Below are 17,801 nucleotides of genomic sequence, written 5' to 3'. Positions count from 1 at the left end.
TGTTTGTATTACAATGATTGACAAAGAGCGCAAAAGGAATTTAATCCATTTAATTCTTTATAATTCAACAAAGAGTCGATAACTATGAGAGCGAATTTTGCGAAGCGCAAAGATCATATCTGAAAAAACCAAGTTCCCACTTGCGAGTGTAAAGCGAACCTCTTCACACTTACTCTTAAACTCTTGCGACAGGTCTCTCATAACAATTGGGTCCATTTTTTCAACACCAGTTAGGGACTGACAAGAGCTATAAAATAGCGAATGAGCTTCATTAAATAGTTCCGAAACTATTTGTAATTGCTCCTCGGTAATTTCATTATTTATAGAAAGAGTTGTCTTATAGGTTACAAACTTATTGATATAGTCTGCGATATTTTCAAATTCTCTCGAAGTATTTAATAACTTCAAACATTCTCTAGACTGATGAGCGTTTAAAGAATGTTCAATCAGGTCTTCAACGTAATCTACCATTTCACTATTTATTCTATCGGTGACATCTTCATATTTTTTAATACGCGCCAAGGCCTTTGGATGCCCTTCGAGAGTTTGAATATAATCACTCGAACTAGTAAACATACGATCTAAGATACTTTTTAACTTCTTAAGCTCTCTATTGGCCTGCCACAAGCTTGTTGCGGGAACCATTGATCTTGAGCCTCCAAAACTTATTAACTTTTGAGGTATTTTTACATTCGGAGTTTTAATATATTGATGAATACTATTTTCTAAAAATCTATAGAAGATCGTTGCGAATAGAGCATTTAAAATCTGAATTGATGTATAGAATACTGGAAGAACAAAAACTGTTCCCATCATATCTTCGAAGAAGTGTAAGTGTCTTCCATAATAACTAAGTAGTAACAAGTATAGCAGAACTGGTGCACCATTTAAGAGTATATTGAAAAGGGCCGTTCTAGAACCATCTATATTCCCCTGTAATGAATTAAGGTAGAGCTTAAAACTAGGCCCTAGATTAGCTCCCAGTAAAATCGCACAAGCAATTTCAACGGAAATACTATGAGTGTAGAAAAAGGCCATAAAAATTCCAACTAACAAGGCCGTACTGTTCAGAAGGTATGAAACTAAGGCACCTGCAATAAATGAAATAAGAAGATAGAGAAAGCCCGTATTCATTAGAAATTCAATATTTAGCAAATGGTCAGAAGAGAAGAAATTCACAGAAAGATTTAGACCTAAATAAAGCATTCCAATACTCAGAATAACTCTAGAAACAAGTCGTACAACCAGAGTTCTTATGAAGTAATGACCCATTGCCCCCGCAAATATAAACAAATATGACCAATTCCCTAAATCGAAAGTTAGCAACCAAGGAAAGAGACTTGCTCCAATATTTATTCCCATTATCAATATTGCAGAGTTTTTAAAATTAACAATTCCTGAATTTACTAGGCCGACGATCATATTTGTACATGAAGAAACACTAAGAACACTAGCGCCACTAATAAAGCCTATACCCAAGGAAGTTGTATTATTAATATCAGACTTGGCGTGAAGTCCGCGAATCATTTTTCCTGAAAGGGATTGCATCGAATGAACTAGAAAGTTAATGGCGAAAATGAAAAAACCAATACCACCAAGTAATGTCCAGTTTTGATTAATAAAGTCAGTTATCATTTAGACTGTAGTCATCCTCGCAAAAAAGATCGGTATAATAATATACAAAATTGTATCGCGAACTAAGTAAAATAGAAAAAAATAAATAAAAGCTTTTGGGCCTTTATTCCATAATTTCTCAATACCTAAGTATTGAACTTTTTTACTCATTGCGATCATAAAAGGAGTCTTACCATAGTGCTTAAAAAAGAAACTTAAGCCACCATCAATTTTTCTATCTAATTTAATAAAAGCATTTTTGACGAAAATTGGAGTAATTCTTAAAACAAATGCATAGAATGCACTAGACCACCTCTCCCAGAAAGGCCCATCAACATTTTCGTGCTTATTATCTATTACTTTTCTCATGGCGTAATATTTAGCAAAGAAAGTTAGGTATGTGAAACAATTTGAAAAATATTTCATTTCTACAAATCCGTGACAAAAATGTGCAAACCTTTGGTTATATTGGTATATACCTTATTTACAGCGCATAGCGACAACAAGTTTATCAAATTGGATCAAAGAATGATAAGTGGATTGAAAGTTATAAATCTTCCGGCAGGAACAAGAATTGAAAAACCAAATTTCGGGGAATTGTTTATCCTTGAAACTTGTCAAAGAACTTTAGTTCTAGGATTTAACTTTGTTCCTTTTCATCACTTAAAAGATTGCATCAACGACATGGAAACTTATGTGGCAGAAGAAGCCTATTCCTATCTACTTGAGACTATTTGTGGTTTAAAGAGCAAACTACTTGGTGAGAATGAAATTACATCGCAATTTAAAAAATCATACTCTGAATATCTACAATCTGGAAACACTAACTCACAAATTATGTCTATTCTTGAGAAGTTATTCAAGGATGCAAAGAAAATTAGAACTACTTTCTTAAAAGAAATCGGTCAACAAACATATGCAGGAATTTCTAGAAAGCTGATCATGCAAAGAGCTTCATCTGCAAAGGTTCTCATTGTGGGTTCAGGAAGTCTTGCAGAAGACTTAATTAAGTTACTCGCGAGGAAATATGAAATTTGTATTACTGCGAGATCTACTGAGAAAGTACAACAATTAATTGAAAAATATCCACAAATAAATATAGAGTCTGTCCCTTGGGAAAATAAAGAAAATTGGACTAATCACCCATTCATTTTAAATACAATTGGAACGGACTCGATTATCTTTAATCACATTTTTTTCCAAACCTGGTCGGCCAACAAATCAAGTGGACTATTCATTGATTTAGGCTCTCCTTCTGTGCTAGAAACAAGCTATTCAGTTGAACAAAATGTTTATCGACTTGAGGATATTTTCAAATACGGTGAAACATTAAATCAGAAAAAACAGCAGAAAGTAGAAAAAGCACACGCGGCGATTGAAGATCTGGTAACAAAACGTAAGAACTCATTTGCTCTCAGCTTTCCTTTTGGCTGGGAGGAACTTCAATTTGCCTAATCAGAAAACTTTTAAAATCGGAACTCGAGGAAGCTTACTTGCCCTCACTCAATGCAACCAAATCAAAGACGAACTCGAAAGAGTTACCGGAGAGAAGTTTGAGCTTGAAGTTATTAAGACTCAAGGAGACCTCATAGTTGATAAACCTCTATGGCAACTAGATGGTAAAGACTTCTTTACTAAAGAACTTGATCACGCTCTGCTTACAGAAGCAGTTGATTTAGTTGTACACTCCTATAAAGACCTAGGTAGCGAGAGACCTGAGGGAATAAAGCTTGGTGCAGTTACAAAGAGAACCTATGCCCACGATATTCTCTTTATAAGAAATGAGACCATTGCAAAACTAAATGAAATGTCTGAGTTTGTGGTAGGAACATCTTCGCCTAGAAGGATTACGAATTTAGAAAAACATCTACATAGATTTATTCCAAGTAAAAACACTCTTAATGTAAAAACAAAGATGCTCAGAGGAAACGTGAATACCAGAATCCAAAAGCTTGTTGACGGTGATTACGATGCTGTTGTTCTTGCGTTACCTGGTATCGAAAGACTGGCCCTTACAGATAGCTCACTGGAACAATTAAAAGTTCTTTTAAAAGACTTAAATTATATGATTCTTCCTCAAACTGTCTTTCCAAGTGCTGCATCTCAAGGAGCACTTGGTATTGAGTGCTTAGAAACTAACTCTGAGATGCTAGAAATGCTTAAGAAAGTAGAGCATGAAGACACAGTTTCTGAAATTATAAGAGAGAGATCGGCCTTTGCAAGTTACGGAGGTGGTTGTCACTTGGCCGTTGGTATCAACGTTAGAAAGTTTGAGGATACCTACCTTCACATTCATCAAGGTACAACAGAGAAAGGTCCAATTAGTGAGATGAAACTAGAGAATGTGGCCACTACATTTGAAGGGAACTCAAAAAAGACTTTCGTAGGACTACCAAAATCAAAAAATACTCTAGAAAGAACATTAAGTGATGAACTATCTCAAAAAACCGATATTGAGATTCCTAATAATGATCAAGTTTGTGATCTTTTCGTCACAAGCTCTTACTGCATAGAGGCGGCAAAGAAATTCGATAAGATCGAAAACCTTTGGGCAGCAGGAACAAAAACGATGGAAGCACTTGTAAAGAATGGCTTTTGGGTAAATGGTACAAGTGACTCCCTCGGAGAAGTTGAACTTGAAAACTTAAGAAATTCAAAGTGCATTCAGCAAATGAGAACGAAAACAAACTTAAAAGTTCTCTCTCATGATAGTGCCAGTTCTGAAATAGGAGAAGTCGTTGCAAGCTACTCGCGTGAACTTTCTGAAATTTCACAAGAGTATAAGACCCAGCTAGAAGAGTGCGATATATTCTATTGGACAAGTTATCCGCAATACCAAGATTTTATCAAACTTGTTCCTTCAATCGAAGACAAGTACCACTGCTGTGGACTTGGAAAAACATTAACAAAATTTAAAGAAAATAATATCTCAGTTAGACCTTTTAGTGGGCTTGCTGAATTTAGAGACTGGTTAAAGTAAAGGTATAGAAATGAGAAATCAAAATGAGTTATTTAATAAATCTAAAGAATTAGTTCCAGGAGGAGTTCACTCTCCTGTTAGAAGCTTTAAAGGTCTACACACGACACCTCGCTTTGTGGAAAAGGCAGACGGTGCATATATATATGATACTGAAGGAAATAATTATATTGATTTCTGTATGAGTTTTGGACCACTAATCCTAGGTCACAAGAATACAGCAGTTGAACAGAAACTAGTGAGCGCTCTTTCAAGAGGATGGAGCTACGGAGCTTGTGAGCCCTACTCTCTTGATTTGGCGGACTATCTACTTTCTAGGTTGAAATTTGTGGATCAAATTCGTTTTGTTAACTCCGGAACAGAGGCAGTTATGACGGCATTACGTCTGGCCAGAGGAGCCACAAAGAAGAATAAGATTATTAAATTCAATGGCTGCTATCACGGACATGTTGATAGTATGTTAATCAAAGCTGGCTCTGGTCTGGCCGGAACAAGTGCGGCCTCAAGTGCAGGAGTTCCTGAAGGAACCGCCCAAGATACTCTTATTTTAGAATTAGGTGATAAAGAAGGTATTATTAATTGCTTTAAAGATCATAAAGACCAGATCGCTGCGATTATTGTTGAACCACTTCCGGCAAACAATGGTCTACTTATTCAAGACAAGAGCTTCTTAGAATTTCTAAGACAAATTACAAAAGATAATAACTCTCTTCTCATCTTTGATGAAGTAATCTCTGGTTTTAGAGTTGCTTTTGGTGGAATGGCCGAGTTAACAGGAATTACTCCAGATATCGTGACTTACGGAAAAATTATCGGTGGTGGTTTACCAGTTGGAGCGATTGCTGCCAAAAAAGAAATTATGCAAAACTTAGCACCACTTGGTGACGTCTATCAGGCCGGAACACTTAGTGCTAACCCTCTTGCAATGGTTGGAGGTCTAGAGACTTTAACTCAAATGGTGGATGAGAATTACGCTATAGTTAACGGATATACACAGAAAATTGTTACCCTCTTTAAGAAGTGGTTAAATGAATATAATGATGGTCAATTCTCTCATTATTCGCTGATTTCTCACAGTTCACTCTTCTGGATTGTTCCAGGAGAAGAAATTAATTGTGTTGATAAAATACCAACAGATATTACAGAAAAATTTAATCCATTATTTGAAGTATTATTAAATAAAGGAATCTACTTATCGCCTAATGCTTATGAAGTTGGTTTTACAAGTATGGCACACAATGATGAGCTTATTGCAGAGTTAGAAAAGAGATTGTGGAACTAAGTTGAAAAAAGAAAGTAACCTACTGCTCATTCTCACTTCACTGATAATAGCGACCTCCACGGCACTTGGTGCGTGGTGGTTTTATCTATTATCGACTTATGCTCTTAAGTTGGAAACTTTCTTTTTAGCAAATCCTGAATTGGGAGTTAAGCCTAGTATTGTAAGAATGTTGAAGTGGGAAATTTCAACTTTTATTATCTTTATGCTGCTACTAAGCTTCAGTTTTCTTATCGTCTATTTAAAGGACAGAAAGAAAACGAAGGCGCTACAAGATTTCTTTGCGAGCTTAACTCATGAATTAAAAACTCCTCTAGCAAGTATCAGATTACAATCAGAAGTCATAACTGATCTTGCTCAAGGTAAACCTCTTGAAAATTTAACAAAGAGACTTATCGAAGATACAACAAACTTAGAAGTTCAAATGGACAAGATTCTTCAGCTTTCAAGACTTGAAAGAGGTGGAAAATTAAACTCAACAGCTGTTGAACTTGCGCCTCTAATAAACAAAGTTATTAAGTCACTGAACTATGAAATGGAAATCTCCATTGAATCAAAAACTGATTCAGAGGTTTATGCCGATGAGTTCGCAACAGAGATTATAGTTAAGAACTTGATTGAAAATACAAAAAATCACTCTAAGTCAAAGAATGTCAAAATAGTTCTATCGGATGAAGGTGACAAAGTAATCCTCGCCTATAGCGACAATGGAACTTTTGATGGTCAAGTAAGTAGATTGGGAGAACTATTCTATAAACATGACAGCAAGAAAGGATCAGGAATTGGTCTATACTTAATAAAGAAATTTATGAAGCTTATGAATGGAGATGCTATTTTTTCCAATGAGCCATCCCTCATGACAAGACTTTACTTCCAAAGGTACATCAATGATTAATGGTAATATTCTGATAGTAGAAGATGAGAAGAACTTAGGTATTACACTACAAGAATACCTCAATAGTCTCGGTCATACTTGTCACTTGGCAACGACTGGCGCTATTGCAAGAGAGCTTTTTCAGCAACACAACCCAGAAATAGTCCTCATGGATATTGGTCTGCCAGATGACAGTGGTCTTGATATCGCAAGAGATTTTAGAAAAGATAGAAAGGACTTTGTTCTATTATTCCTCTCAGCTCAAAATGATCCAGAAACGAGAGTTGAAGGTCTAGAAATTGGAGCAGAAGACTATATTACGAAGCCATTTGCCTTAAAAGAGCTAGTACTTCGTTTAGGCAGGATTCTTGAAAATCAAAACTCTAAAGAACAAACTCCAGATGAGCTTGTCTATGGAGATTTAAAAATTTGGTTTAAAAGTTTTGAAGTACAAAATGGACAAGGAGAAATTCAGGCGATTTCTCAAAAAGAGTGCTCCATTCTGCACTTTCTACTTAGCAGGGAGAATGAGGCAACGACCAGAGAACAAATTATTGAGAAAGTTTGGGGAGAGGATAAATTTCCATCAAACAGAACAGTAGATAACTACATTGTGTCACTAAGAAAGTGGTGCGATTCATCCAAAGAAAATATTTTAGAAATTAAAAGTATCCGAGGAATCGGATACAAGCTTGTTATAAACAAGTAATAAATAAGAGGAAAACTATGGGATTATTTAACGACAGAACACAAGTTAATGGGAAAACTGGAGTACCAGTTTGGTTTATGAGACAGGCGGGAAGATATCACGACCACTATCAGGGAATTAAGAAGAATTCTGATTTCATGACGATGTGTAAGAACCCAGAACTTGCAAATGAAATTACACATGGACCAATTGATGACTTTGGTTTTGATGCTGCGATTCTCTTTTCAGACCTTCTCTTTCCTTTAGAACAATTAAATATGGGCCTAGTCTACAACCCAGGTCCGATTCTTGATAAGAGACTTGAAACACTAGAAGACCTAAAAGTACTTAATGCGAAACAACCTGCTAGTGAGTACTACAAATTTCAAAAAGATGCGTGTTCGCTTCTTAGAAAGTCCCTTGCCCCTGAAAAAACATTATTAGGATTTGTTGGTGCACCATTTACACTTTACGCATATGCAGTAGAAGGTGGGCATGCAGGAAATTTAACGAGCTCTAAACTTGGTCTCTACGACGGACGCTTCCAAGGCTTTGTAGAGAAGTTACTTCCAGAGCTAGTTGAAAATATGTGTATTCAAGCAGAAGGTGGAGCAGATGCTATGTGCCTATTCGACACTGCTGTTGGAGAATTACATATTAGAGACTTCAAAAAATACATCTTGCCAGCACTAAAGGCCGTAACAAAAGCATTTAAAGCAAAGTATCCTGACAAGAAAGTTATCTATTACTCAAAATTAACTCATATGGAATATCTACAATCAATTGAAGACGACAATATTGATGTTCTTGGTGTTGATTGGAGAATGGATCTTGGAAATGCATTAAATACTCTTGGAAAAGATTACTATATTCAAGGAAACTTTGACCCAAGTTGGCTTCACCTTCCATGGGAGCATTGCGAAGCAAATTTAAAAGCATGGTGGCAAGAGCTTAATGATGCCAACGTACCTTTTGAAAGATGGATTGCAGGTCTTGGGCATGGTGTTCTACAACATACGCCTCAGGACAATGTTAGAAATGCAGTAAAACATATCCACGAGAATTTTTTATATTAAATGAAAGAAAAGCTTAAACAACTTTTAATCAACTTTCACTCTCCAGGGAGAAGGTATAGTTACTATCCTTCTCTCCCAAAGTGGGAACACTCACTTGAGCGTGAAGAGATTTTGAAGTCGTTAAATTCTAAAGAAGTTGATCTCTATATACATATTCCATATTGTGAGAACCTGTGCACTTTTTGTGGTTGTAATATTAAAATTACAAAAGAAAAGGCACAGTTTGATGAATATATCGACAAGGTTCTAAGCGAATGGAAAGAATATAAAGCAAAGATCCCTGATTTAGTTTTAAACTCTATCTTCCTAGGAGGAGGAACTCCAACGAGTCTACTCCCCCATCAATTACAAAGACTAATAGCAACGATCTTAGATCAGACTCCTAAGACTGAGACTTTCCAAGGAACAGTTGAGACAGACCCAAGACTAGAGCAAAGAGAACAACTTAGAGTTTTAAATTCTTTTGGTTTTAATTCCATTAGCATTGGTGTTCAAGACTTTGACGAAAAAACACTACACAATGTAAACCGTATTCAAACTATTGATGATGTTAAAAGAACAATGAATTGTGCAGTAGAAGAAGGTTTTAACGAAACATCTCTTGATCTTATTTATGGACTTCCTTTTCAAACAAGTGAGTCATTTAAAAAGACGATACAACAAGTACTAGAGTTATCTCCTACAAGAATTTGTAATTACCCTCTAGCAAAAGTTCCTTGGCAAAAAGGTCCACAAAATGCTTTTGGTATCTATAAGACATTAAAAACCGAAGAGATGTTCGATCTCTACTTAGAATCTGATGAGGCCCTAAAAGCTGGAGGTTATCAGCTCTTAGGAATGGGACATTATTCAAAATCTAGAAATTCTCATTCTAGAAATATAATGGGTTATACAACTAATAAAACTTATTCCGTACTAGGTCTTGGTGTTTCGGCCATTTCAAATTTTAACGGGATTCTATTCCAAAACGATAAAATTTTAGACAAGTATTTAATAAGCAAGAATACTATCAAGATTTCACACAAGAAAAATGAACTTGAAACTAAGCTCGAAGAGATTTTCTTAAAATTAACCTGTGAATATGAATTTGTTCTAGAAGAGGTCATGGCCCTAGGTGAAAATAAAGACTATCTTCTAAAGAACCTAACCTACTTAGAAAATAATGAGCTTATTGAACTAAGAGATCAAAAGTACCTAATAACAGAAACTGGAAAGCACTTTCTAAGAACAATCTGCCAGACAATTGAGAGCTTTGTTTATAATTAGTAATAGATGAGATATTAATGATTGAGTATGAAGTAACTATTCAAATTGAAACCGATGTACTTGACCAATACCTCAAATGGCTCAAAGAACATATTAATGAAATGCTTAAAGTTAAAGGCATAAGTGACGCTAAGATCTTTAATGTAGAGGTTTTAGAGCAGAAGGTTATTTGTATCCGTTACCTATTTGATTCCAAAGTTTCATTAGATAATTACCTACTAAATATTGCGCCAAGTATGCGCAGTAAAGTAAGTGAGAACTTAAAGGGTAAGTATAAAATTTCTAGAAGAGTTTTAATAGAGGGAGATATTTAAACTCCCTCTTAATGAATTAATCTCTTCTATTTAGCGCGTAAGCAATTTGATCATTATTTCTATTTACACATGATTGGAATGAGAAAGAAAGCTCAGTTGAAGAGAAGTTGCTACAGTATGAAAGATACATTCCGTCGAGCTCTCTAGAGAGAGTATTAAAGTTACTATTAATACAATTAATATAAGAGAAGCTAACAGTATTTCCAAAATTTGAACAATAAGATAGATAAATTCCGTGATCTAACTCTCTTGAGAAGCTATTGAAGTTGTTATTTACACAACTTGAGAAACTGTAACTTACTGGAATATTCGTTGACGAGTAATTTGAACAGTAAGATGGATATACATTCTTATCTGTCTGGTCTTGAGCTAGTGTTAAAGTAGAAAAAAACAAAAGTGAAAGTAATAATAGCTTTTTCATATGATCTCCATAGTGTGATTTACTATATGAGATCAAAAACAATATTGATTGTCAAAGAAGCTATAGATGATCGTAATTAACCCGCTCTCTTAGACTTATCTGTCTTCCTAAAAGAAAGGATGTATAGAAGATCACATCAAAGATTGATGACTCAGAGACACTAAATCTATACTGCAGAGCGCGAATAAAGTCATCTTCTAGCTCTTCAATAACACCATCGATCAGTGAGATCTTTAAAAGTTCACAAATGAGTAGTTCACTATAGAAGCCCTCCACATTTGACTCAAAATATAATTTGGCCATGAGCTTATAATTTCTCATAAGAACTTCATTACTCTTATAGTTAATTAGTGGTGACGAAATTTGCACAAGAAAGTCTAATTGATCCATACTTGTAAGTTCTAGTTCTTCATTGAATAAAGTACTAAATAGATCGGAATAATTTATTTTCGAATCATTCAGAGTTTGTCCATAAACCCAAACCTTAAAATCTTCTTTCTTATGTCCATTGTACTTATTAGTAATAAAATCAAAGTAATCTCTATACTTACTTACAAAAGCGAGATTTCGCTCAGCTACACTTAAGAAGATAAAATAGAGCTCTTTAGAGACTTCAAATCCTGGAGAGAAACAACTTTTAATTTCGTCTAGCCAGTAGCGTTCACTTGCATGAATTTCAAGGTCTGCCAAAGAGACTTCAAGAGCTAAAATATAGGTTAAGCATAATTCGTTTGCTGATAAAGATCTCAGTAACTGACTTTTATCTGAGTCCATAAACTGCTTAACACGTTCAAGGTTCATAGGGCCGACCATCTTCTTAAACCATTTAATTTCGGACTTGCTAATATCTTCATCACAACCGATTAGATGCAATAGAAATGCAGCTATTTTTGCGACACTTTGCTTATCTTCAGCAAAAAGTTCCTGCGTTAAATACTTAAGATAGAGCGATAGCCCATCTTGTTCAAAATCTAAATTCAGTTTGCTTGAAAGATGATCAAGAAATTTCGTCTCATGATCATCAATAATCTCATCTGAAACGAGGGCCATTGAAACCCCTTGTACGAAGATAGACTTCTTTTTAAATATATCGAGCTTTTGATCGTTAAAATCTAACTTAAATTCAATTAAAATACTTTCTCTAATAATGGCACAATCCTCTTCATCAAGACAAAGAGCACGTCCACACCAATTTAAGTAATCAATTCTCTTTGTGATACGTTTTTTATCAACTAGTACAAGAAGACCCAAACACTGGTAGAGTTGAATAAGCTGTTCATAACTATTTTCTAGAACGCATGAGATAATTGCTCCTATATCATGGTAGTATGAAATATCACCATAGACTGAAAGCTCTAATTCTTTATCTACTTTTTTAAATCTATTATCTTTAGCAATCCAATCTTTAAAAGTATAATAGTCAAGGCCTTTACCTACTTTAGACCACTTTCTAATAGTCTCTTCTTCAAGTTCATAATAACTTGTTAGATATTTTAAATACTTTTCTCTAATTGGATATTCCAACCGTAGACAGTCCATTGAATAGTCAATTAATGCAAATATAGATTTTGATATAATTTCCATTATGATTTCCTTTTCTTCTTCGGTTTCTCAAAGAGTTTCACATTTGCTGAATACGCCACACTGGCACCATAGTAAAAACAACACAGCAAGAAATACACCCATATCAGAGCGATCATAAAGTTTGTAAACTCTCCATAGTCCTTAATAAGATCTTCTTTAAAGAATTTTAAATAGAGCCAATAAAAGCTTCTTCCCACTAGAAAGCTCATAACGAATGTAGCTCCTCCTAAAAATGCGTCCCGATACTTTATTTTTATAGACGGACACCATTTATAAAATAGAGAAAAGAAGATAAATGAAAAGATTGAACTAGCGATACTATTTTGAAAGAGAAATACAAAACCTTTACCATAAGGTAAGGACTTAATAATCTCCTGCAAAGGCCCATGCTGTCCAAGACAGACAAGTAAAACAATATAGAAAGTAATTCCAAGTCCAGTAATAAATGATCTAATATCATCTCCTAGAAGACCACCATCTGGGTCAACCTTCGAAATAATATTAATACCAAATACAATTGAAGTTGATATCCCCATAGAAGTAAATGCTAAAAAGAGTAATTCTATGAAGCCAAAACTATGGTCATGAAGTTGATTATTGATCACATTTTCAAGACTACTATAGAGCCACTTATCTACTCTAGGAAAGGACTCACTAATAAGTCCCATGACATAATCTCTTGCCGTTGCATTATCTGAAAGAACAACACCTAAGAGACTTATAAATATAAGTAAAACAGGAGCAAAGCTTAGTAGAGTAAAAAAAGTTGAGGCACCTGCGATAACTTCGCCTTTTCTTTTTTTAAATAGAAAAAGTCCCTGCACTAATCTAGTGACAATTATTTTAAATGTATCGTAACTTTTCTTCTCAGCTAACTCACCGTAATCACTGAGACTCTTGATTTTAGACATACTTAACTATCGGAAATTATGAGTTATTCTTGAGATTTTTGTTACAATTATTACATTATGAAAATTTCTAAAAGCTCATTCAAAAGTCAGCAGGCAATCTCAACTGCCAATATGTCTCCAGTCGGATTTATTCTATTCTCATTAATCTTTTTATTTACTGGAACCATAATCATTGGTGTTTCATTCGGCCTTATTAACGCTGAAGTAAAAATGAATGCACCAAAAGAAATTGTCGCAATAGCTGGTTCTATTTTCTTTCTCGCTGGACTTTCAGTACTTATCCAAGGCATTACTAAGCTTGCTGCAAAGAAGAATTTAGAAAAGCAAAGAAGAAGACAATTCAATAGTCCATGGCTATGGGACTATAAGTGGAATCGAAGAGGCATCGAAAGCAGAAGTCAAAATAGTATTATAGGCCATATTTTAGGTTTCTCAATCGTACTAGGTCTCTGGGCCATTACTTATTGGATTGGCTTTGTCGATAGAGCTAATTTTAAAATCCCTTTTTACGTCATGAGTTTCTTTGCTATCCTGATTCTAATGTGGTTCTACACAATGATTAGTAAAAGAATTCGCTATGGAAAGGCCTACCTAAAGTATAACCAATTTCCTTTTAAATTAGGCCAAGAGCTCAATGTCACCTTTACTGGCTTACCTCCCAAGGATACCGTCGATAATGTAATTGTAACTTTGAGATACTATGAAGAGTATGAAACGAAAAATAGTAAGAATCAAAAAACGATCTCTTTAAAAGAGGTTTACCAAGAAACTAAAGAATACAAGAGATCTGAGATATCTAGTCAAAGAAGTTTAAACGCTATAATCGCTATTCCAAACGAGGAAAAGTATAAGAGTTCCTTATCCTCGTATCCCGCGAATTTTTGGGAAATTCAAATTCAATGTGAAATTGTAGGATGGGATTATAGAGAGTATTTTCTAGTTCCAATTTACTAGGAATAAAAAAGGCCACAAATTGTGGCCTTTATAATTAACAAATTAAGCACCCATTATATTAAGGCCACTATCAACATAGAGGATTTCTCCTGTTACGCCTGAGCCTAGAGAACTTGCAAGAAACACAGCGGCTCCCCCAACTTCTTCAGTACTAACATTCTTTCTAAGTGGAGCTTTCTCTTCCACATCTTTAAGAAATCCCTTAAGTCCTGGAACACCACTAGCTGCTAATGTTCTAATAGGTCCTGCAGAAATACAATTAACTCTAATTCCATCTGGTCCTAAATCATCAGCGAGGTATCTAGTTGACGATTCAAGTGCAGCTTTAGCTACACCCATTACATTGTAACCTTTTAGAACTTTAACAGAGCCGTGATACGTTAAAGCAACTACTGAAGCTCCTTCATTAAGAAGAGGCTTTAGGGAATTACAAATCCCAATTAAAGAAAATGCTGAAATATCACAGGCCATTTTAAAACCTTCTCTAGAAGTATCAGTAAATCTTTTCTTTAAGTCTTCTTTATCAGCAAATGCTAGAGAGTGAATAATAATATCAAACTTTCCCCAGTTCTCTTTAACTGCATCGTGAAGGCTTTGGTAATGATCATCGTTAGTCACATCCATTTCAACTAAGAAGTCTGCTCCAATTTCCTGTGCTAAAGGCTCTACTCTTTTTTTAAGAGCATCATTTAAAAAAGTCATTCCAATTTGAGCACCTTGATCTTTAAACGCTCTTGCAATTCCCCATGCAATTGATCTCTCATTTGCCACACCTAAAATAAGCGCTTTTTTTCCAGCTAATAAAGTCATATATTTATCCTTTGTTTTTTCTTGGTTTAAACCCGACAAGTTTACAAGGCCTTAATCATTATCACAATCACAAAGAGCAACAAGTCGCACAATACATTTTAGTCAATCATTTCAATTACTTAATATCAAAAACATAACCAACAGAGCGAAGTGATTTAAAGAATTTAGGATTCTTTGGATCTTTTTCAAAGTATTTTCTGAACCTAACAATGAAATTATCTACAGTTCTAGTGGAAGTCTCTCCATCATAACCCCACGCTGTTTCTAGTAGCTCTTTTCTAGAAACCGGTCTTCCTACATGAGATATAAAAACCTTCAGAAGCTTCGTTTCTTGTTCAGTTAATTGAATCTTCTTTTGATCAACTGTCGCCGTTAGTAGTTTAAAATCTATTACTATATTTGAAAAACTAAAAGAGTCCCCATCAAAAGTATCAAGAATATTATCATCAGAACTTTCAGACTTAGCAGACCATTGAGATCTCTTCAAAAGTCTCTCAATTCTTAACATTAGCTCATTCAAATCAAATGGTTTTGCCAAGTAATCATCAACCCCTTTATCCAGAGCATTCACCTTATCAACCGATGCGTCCTTGGCCGAAAGAATGAGAATTGGTAGACGCTCATTCTCTTTTCTAATTTCTTCTAAAACAGTTATTCCATCAATTCCCGGCATCATAATATCTAGAAGAATCAAATCTGGTGACCACTCTCTCCACTTCTTAAGAGCAATAATTCCATTTTCGGCCAATTCAACTTCATGACCAGCAAGTAAGAGATTGAGTTTCAATCCTTCTGCTAAATGCTTTTCATCTTCCACTATTAAGATTTTAGTTTTCATAATACTTCTCGATTTAAAGTGATCGTAAATGTTGAACCAAGTCCATTTCCAGAGCTGTCAACTTCGACATTTCCTTTATGTAATCTAAGAATTTGCGAAGTCAAATATAGACCAAGCCCACTACCTTTTGTTGTTTTTCCAACTTGGTAGAACTTTTTAAAAATATTCTTATGATTGCTCTTATCGATTCCCATTCCATTGTCAATAAAGTCCACAGCAAATTTCTTTCCAAGTGAGCGAAACTTAATTTCAATCTTAGGAGATTTGGAGTCGTTATAGCGAATAGCATTTGTAATGATATTCATCAAAACCATTTCCATTAAAGAAGTATCTATGGCCGAAGAGTACTCGATATGATCAATCTTCTTAACGTTGATCTCACACTCTTCAAATAAGTGTGGATTCTTTGCAATAAAGCTTTCTACAAATTCATAGAATTCAACTTTTGTTGTATTTATAGCAGCATTCTTTTCTTCGATCTTTCCTAAGTTAAGAATTTGATTAACATTATCAGCAAGTCTATCTGTATCCCTAATCATAAACTCCAAATACTTAAGTTGGTCTTCCCTTGAAAGTTCATGCTTTTTAAAAGTATCTAAGAATAACTTCATCGAAGCTATGGGAGTCTTTAGTTCATGGGTAAATCCATTTATAAAATTCTGTTGCATTCTATAGAGTTGAATAACTTTTTGATAGTAGACAAAAATGATGATAGTTCCTGCCAAAATAATGGCAACGAGTATTGAAAGAAATAGAATATTTACCCAAGTATCAGTCTGTAATAGTTGAGATTCGGCCAAGTTATTTTTCGCAATAAATAATCGAATCGAATCATCTACCTGTAAGTAGGATCGAATATACATGAATAAAGAGGTCATGAGAGCGATCAATGAGAACGTAAAAATAAATATTGGGTGGAAGTACCACTTAAATGATTTCATAAAGGATAAATTAGCAAATTAATACTCAATATGCCAATTGCAACTCCTTTTACAATAAAGTAACTTATATGTGTCAGGAGAAAAATATGTCAGAAATAAATAGCTATATTGATCACACTCTTTTAAAACAAGATGCCACAAGGCAGCAAATACTAGACCTATGCCTAGAAGCTAAGAAGTATAATTTCGCTACAGTTTGTATCAACCCAAGTTGGATTGAAACAGCTTACGAACAATTAAGAGGAACTGACGTTGGGGTATGTACAGTTATAGGCTTCCCATTGGGAGCAACTCTAAGTAGTGTCAAAGCATTTGAAACTAATGCGGCCATTGAAGCAGGCGCAAGTGAAGTAGATATGGTAATCAACATTGGTGCTCTAAAAGATAAGCAAGATGAACTTGTGTTAAATGATATAAAGGCCGTCGTAGATGCGGCGCTATCCGTACCAGTAAAAGTAATCCTCGAAACATGTCTCTTAAATGACGAAGAAATTATAAGAGCTTGCAAACTTTGCGAAAAGGCCGGAGCACGTTTTGTAAAAACATCCACTGGCTTCTCAACAGGTGGAGCAACTCTAGATCATGTAAAACTTATGAAATCATCAGTTAGTGAGAAGGTTCTCGTTAAGGCATCTGGTGGAGTAAGAGATCTTGCGGCCGCCAAAGAAATGATAGCAGCTGGAGCGAATAGACTTGGAACAAGTTCTGGAATTAAAATAATAAATGGAGAAGTATCAGACTCTTATTAGAGTCTGAAGCTGAATTACTTCTTTTTTAAAGAAAGCATTAGAGTAAATTCAGCAACAATCTCATCGCCAAGTTTTTTAGGGCAAGTGGCAATGATCTTTACTGGCATATTATGCCTTTCGTCACTTGCTAGAACTTTTTGAACAAATTGCTTTATCTCTTCACCTTGCTCACATATAAAGTGAGTATCGGCTTCTGGACGCTTTAAAAACTTAGCATCAAACTCTTTGAAGGCCAATGAAACTTTCTTACCAGATTGTTCAATTTGTTTCATAGCAGAAAGGCCACCAGCACAGTCTGCACCACAAGCAAGAACTCCAAAGTACATAGAATTTAAATGATTCTTAGTTCTTCTAGTGAGAGGAATTTTGACTTCACAACGTGTCTCACTTAGCTCTATAACAGAAGGACGAATCCAAAAAAGTAGTGGTATTTTCATTAAACCAAATAATCTAATCATTGCCGTATCACGGTACTTAGAAGGTATTTGATTTAAAATATTCTGTG

19 protein-coding genes are annotated in these 17,801 nt (G+C 34.9%); 10 read left to right on the top strand and 9 right to left on the bottom strand.

The features are described from left to right. Positions 1-57: 57 nt before the first annotated feature. Positions 58-1,635, bottom strand: a complete 1,578-nt coding sequence (locus DPQ89_RS13505) for a Na/Pi cotransporter family protein (protein ID WP_127717558.1) — start codon at positions 1,633-1,635, stop codon at positions 58-60. Then, positions 1,636-1,983 (bottom strand): hypothetical protein, encoded by a 348-nt coding sequence (locus DPQ89_RS13500; protein ID WP_127717557.1) that lies wholly within the window; start codon positions 1,981-1,983, stop codon positions 1,636-1,638. Between the two features lie 159 nt (positions 1,984-2,142). Here DPQ89_RS13500 and DPQ89_RS13495 point away from each other — a divergent pair, with 159 nt between their 5' ends. The 8 genes from DPQ89_RS13495 to DPQ89_RS13460 are packed head-to-tail and all read left to right on the top strand — an operon-like array spanning position 2,143 to position 10,088. Further along, positions 2,143-3,069, top strand: a complete 927-nt coding sequence (locus DPQ89_RS13495) for a hypothetical protein (protein WP_164848416.1) — start codon at positions 2,143-2,145, stop codon at positions 3,067-3,069. Then, positions 3,062-4,594: a hydroxymethylbilane synthase gene (gene hemC / locus DPQ89_RS13490; RefSeq protein ID WP_164848414.1), complete on the top strand. Its 1,533-nt coding sequence runs from the start codon at positions 3,062-3,064 to the stop codon at positions 4,592-4,594. The genes DPQ89_RS13495 and hemC overlap by 8 nt, the downstream gene beginning before the upstream one ends. 4 nt (positions 4,595-4,598) lie before the next feature. Further along, positions 4,599-5,873, top strand: a complete 1,275-nt coding sequence (locus DPQ89_RS13485; RefSeq protein WP_370351052.1) for a glutamate-1-semialdehyde 2,1-aminomutase — start codon at positions 4,599-4,601, stop codon at positions 5,871-5,873. Position 5,874: 1 nt separating this feature from the next. Continuing rightward, positions 5,875-6,765 carry a sensor histidine kinase KdpD gene (locus DPQ89_RS13480; RefSeq protein WP_127717553.1) on the top strand — a complete coding sequence of 297 codons (891 nt, stop codon included), beginning with the start codon at positions 5,875-5,877 and terminating at the stop codon, positions 6,763-6,765. Beyond that, positions 6,758-7,453, top strand: a complete 696-nt coding sequence (locus tag DPQ89_RS13475; protein WP_127717552.1) for a response regulator transcription factor — start codon at positions 6,758-6,760, stop codon at positions 7,451-7,453. The genes DPQ89_RS13480 and DPQ89_RS13475 overlap by 8 nt, the downstream gene beginning before the upstream one ends. Before the next feature lie 17 nt (positions 7,454-7,470). After that, a complete protein-coding gene (locus DPQ89_RS13470; protein WP_127717551.1) occupies positions 7,471-8,508 on the top strand; it encodes a uroporphyrinogen decarboxylase family protein in 1,038 nt (345 codons plus the stop codon). Further along, positions 8,509-9,774 carry a coproporphyrinogen-III oxidase family protein gene (locus tag DPQ89_RS13465; RefSeq protein ID WP_127717550.1) on the top strand — a complete coding sequence of 422 codons (1,266 nt, stop codon included), beginning with the start codon at positions 8,509-8,511 and terminating at the stop codon, positions 9,772-9,774. A 17-nt stretch (positions 9,775-9,791) separates the two neighbouring features. Next, entirely contained in the window at positions 9,792-10,088 is a 297-nt protein-coding gene (locus tag DPQ89_RS13460) for a DUF4286 family protein (protein ID WP_127717549.1), read from the top strand. Between the two features lie 16 nt (positions 10,089-10,104). On the opposite strand, the gene DPQ89_RS13455 is transcribed toward DPQ89_RS13460, so the two are convergent. From DPQ89_RS13455 to DPQ89_RS13445, 3 genes are read right to left on the bottom strand one after another with little or no spacing between them, the layout of a single operon-like run. Beyond that, complete coding sequence (locus DPQ89_RS13455; RefSeq protein ID WP_127717548.1) at positions 10,105-10,509, bottom strand: hypothetical protein; 405 nt, start codon at positions 10,507-10,509, stop codon at positions 10,105-10,107. A 60-nt stretch (positions 10,510-10,569) separates the two neighbouring features. Then, positions 10,570-12,093 carry a TerB family tellurite resistance protein gene (locus DPQ89_RS13450; protein ID WP_127717547.1) on the bottom strand — a complete coding sequence of 508 codons (1,524 nt, stop codon included), beginning with the start codon at positions 12,091-12,093 and terminating at the stop codon, positions 10,570-10,572. Next, entirely contained in the window at positions 12,093-13,004 is a 912-nt protein-coding gene (locus DPQ89_RS13445; RefSeq protein ID WP_127717546.1) for a YihY/virulence factor BrkB family protein, read from the bottom strand. Before DPQ89_RS13445 ends, DPQ89_RS13450 begins: the two co-directional genes overlap by 1 nt. A gap of 57 nt (positions 13,005-13,061) precedes the next feature. On the opposite strand from DPQ89_RS13445, the gene DPQ89_RS13440 reads away from it, so the two are divergent. Continuing rightward, on the top strand, positions 13,062-13,958 hold the full coding sequence (locus tag DPQ89_RS13440; RefSeq protein ID WP_127717545.1) for a hypothetical protein: 897 nt from the start codon (positions 13,062-13,064) through the stop codon (positions 13,956-13,958). Positions 13,959-14,000: 42 nt separating this feature from the next. Here the strand turns inward: DPQ89_RS13440 and DPQ89_RS13435 are convergent, their stop codons facing one another. The 3 genes from DPQ89_RS13435 to DPQ89_RS13425 all read right to left on the bottom strand — a co-directional run bounded on the left by DPQ89_RS13435 (position 14,001) and on the right by DPQ89_RS13425 (position 16,547). Beyond that, positions 14,001-14,768, bottom strand: coding sequence for an enoyl-ACP reductase (locus DPQ89_RS13435; protein WP_127717544.1), 768 nt, complete (start codon positions 14,766-14,768; stop codon positions 14,001-14,003). Between the two features lie 115 nt (positions 14,769-14,883). Beyond that, positions 14,884-15,606, bottom strand: coding sequence for a response regulator transcription factor (locus tag DPQ89_RS13430; protein ID WP_127717543.1), 723 nt, complete (start codon positions 15,604-15,606; stop codon positions 14,884-14,886). Continuing rightward, entirely contained in the window at positions 15,603-16,547 is a 945-nt protein-coding gene (locus DPQ89_RS13425; protein WP_127717542.1) for a sensor histidine kinase KdpD, read from the bottom strand. Before DPQ89_RS13425 ends, DPQ89_RS13430 begins: the two co-directional genes overlap by 4 nt. 86 nt (positions 16,548-16,633) lie before the next feature. Between DPQ89_RS13425 and deoC the strand changes: the two genes are divergently transcribed. Then, positions 16,634-17,296: a deoxyribose-phosphate aldolase gene (deoC, locus tag DPQ89_RS13420; RefSeq protein WP_127717541.1), complete on the top strand. Its 663-nt coding sequence runs from the start codon at positions 16,634-16,636 to the stop codon at positions 17,294-17,296. Between the two features lie 14 nt (positions 17,297-17,310). Here deoC and DPQ89_RS13415 read toward each other — a convergent pair whose 3' ends face one another. Further along, positions 17,311-17,754, bottom strand: a complete 444-nt coding sequence (locus DPQ89_RS13415) for a PaaI family thioesterase (protein ID WP_370351050.1) — start codon at positions 17,752-17,754, stop codon at positions 17,311-17,313. Between the last annotated feature and the right edge of the window lie 47 nt (positions 17,755-17,801).

Origin of the sequence: Halobacteriovorax sp. HLS, assembly GCF_004006665.1 — a bacterium.
Taxonomy (GTDB): domain Bacteria; phylum Bdellovibrionota; class Bacteriovoracia; order Bacteriovoracales; family Bacteriovoracaceae; genus Halobacteriovorax.
This window is presented reverse-complemented; position numbering and strand designations above follow the sequence as displayed.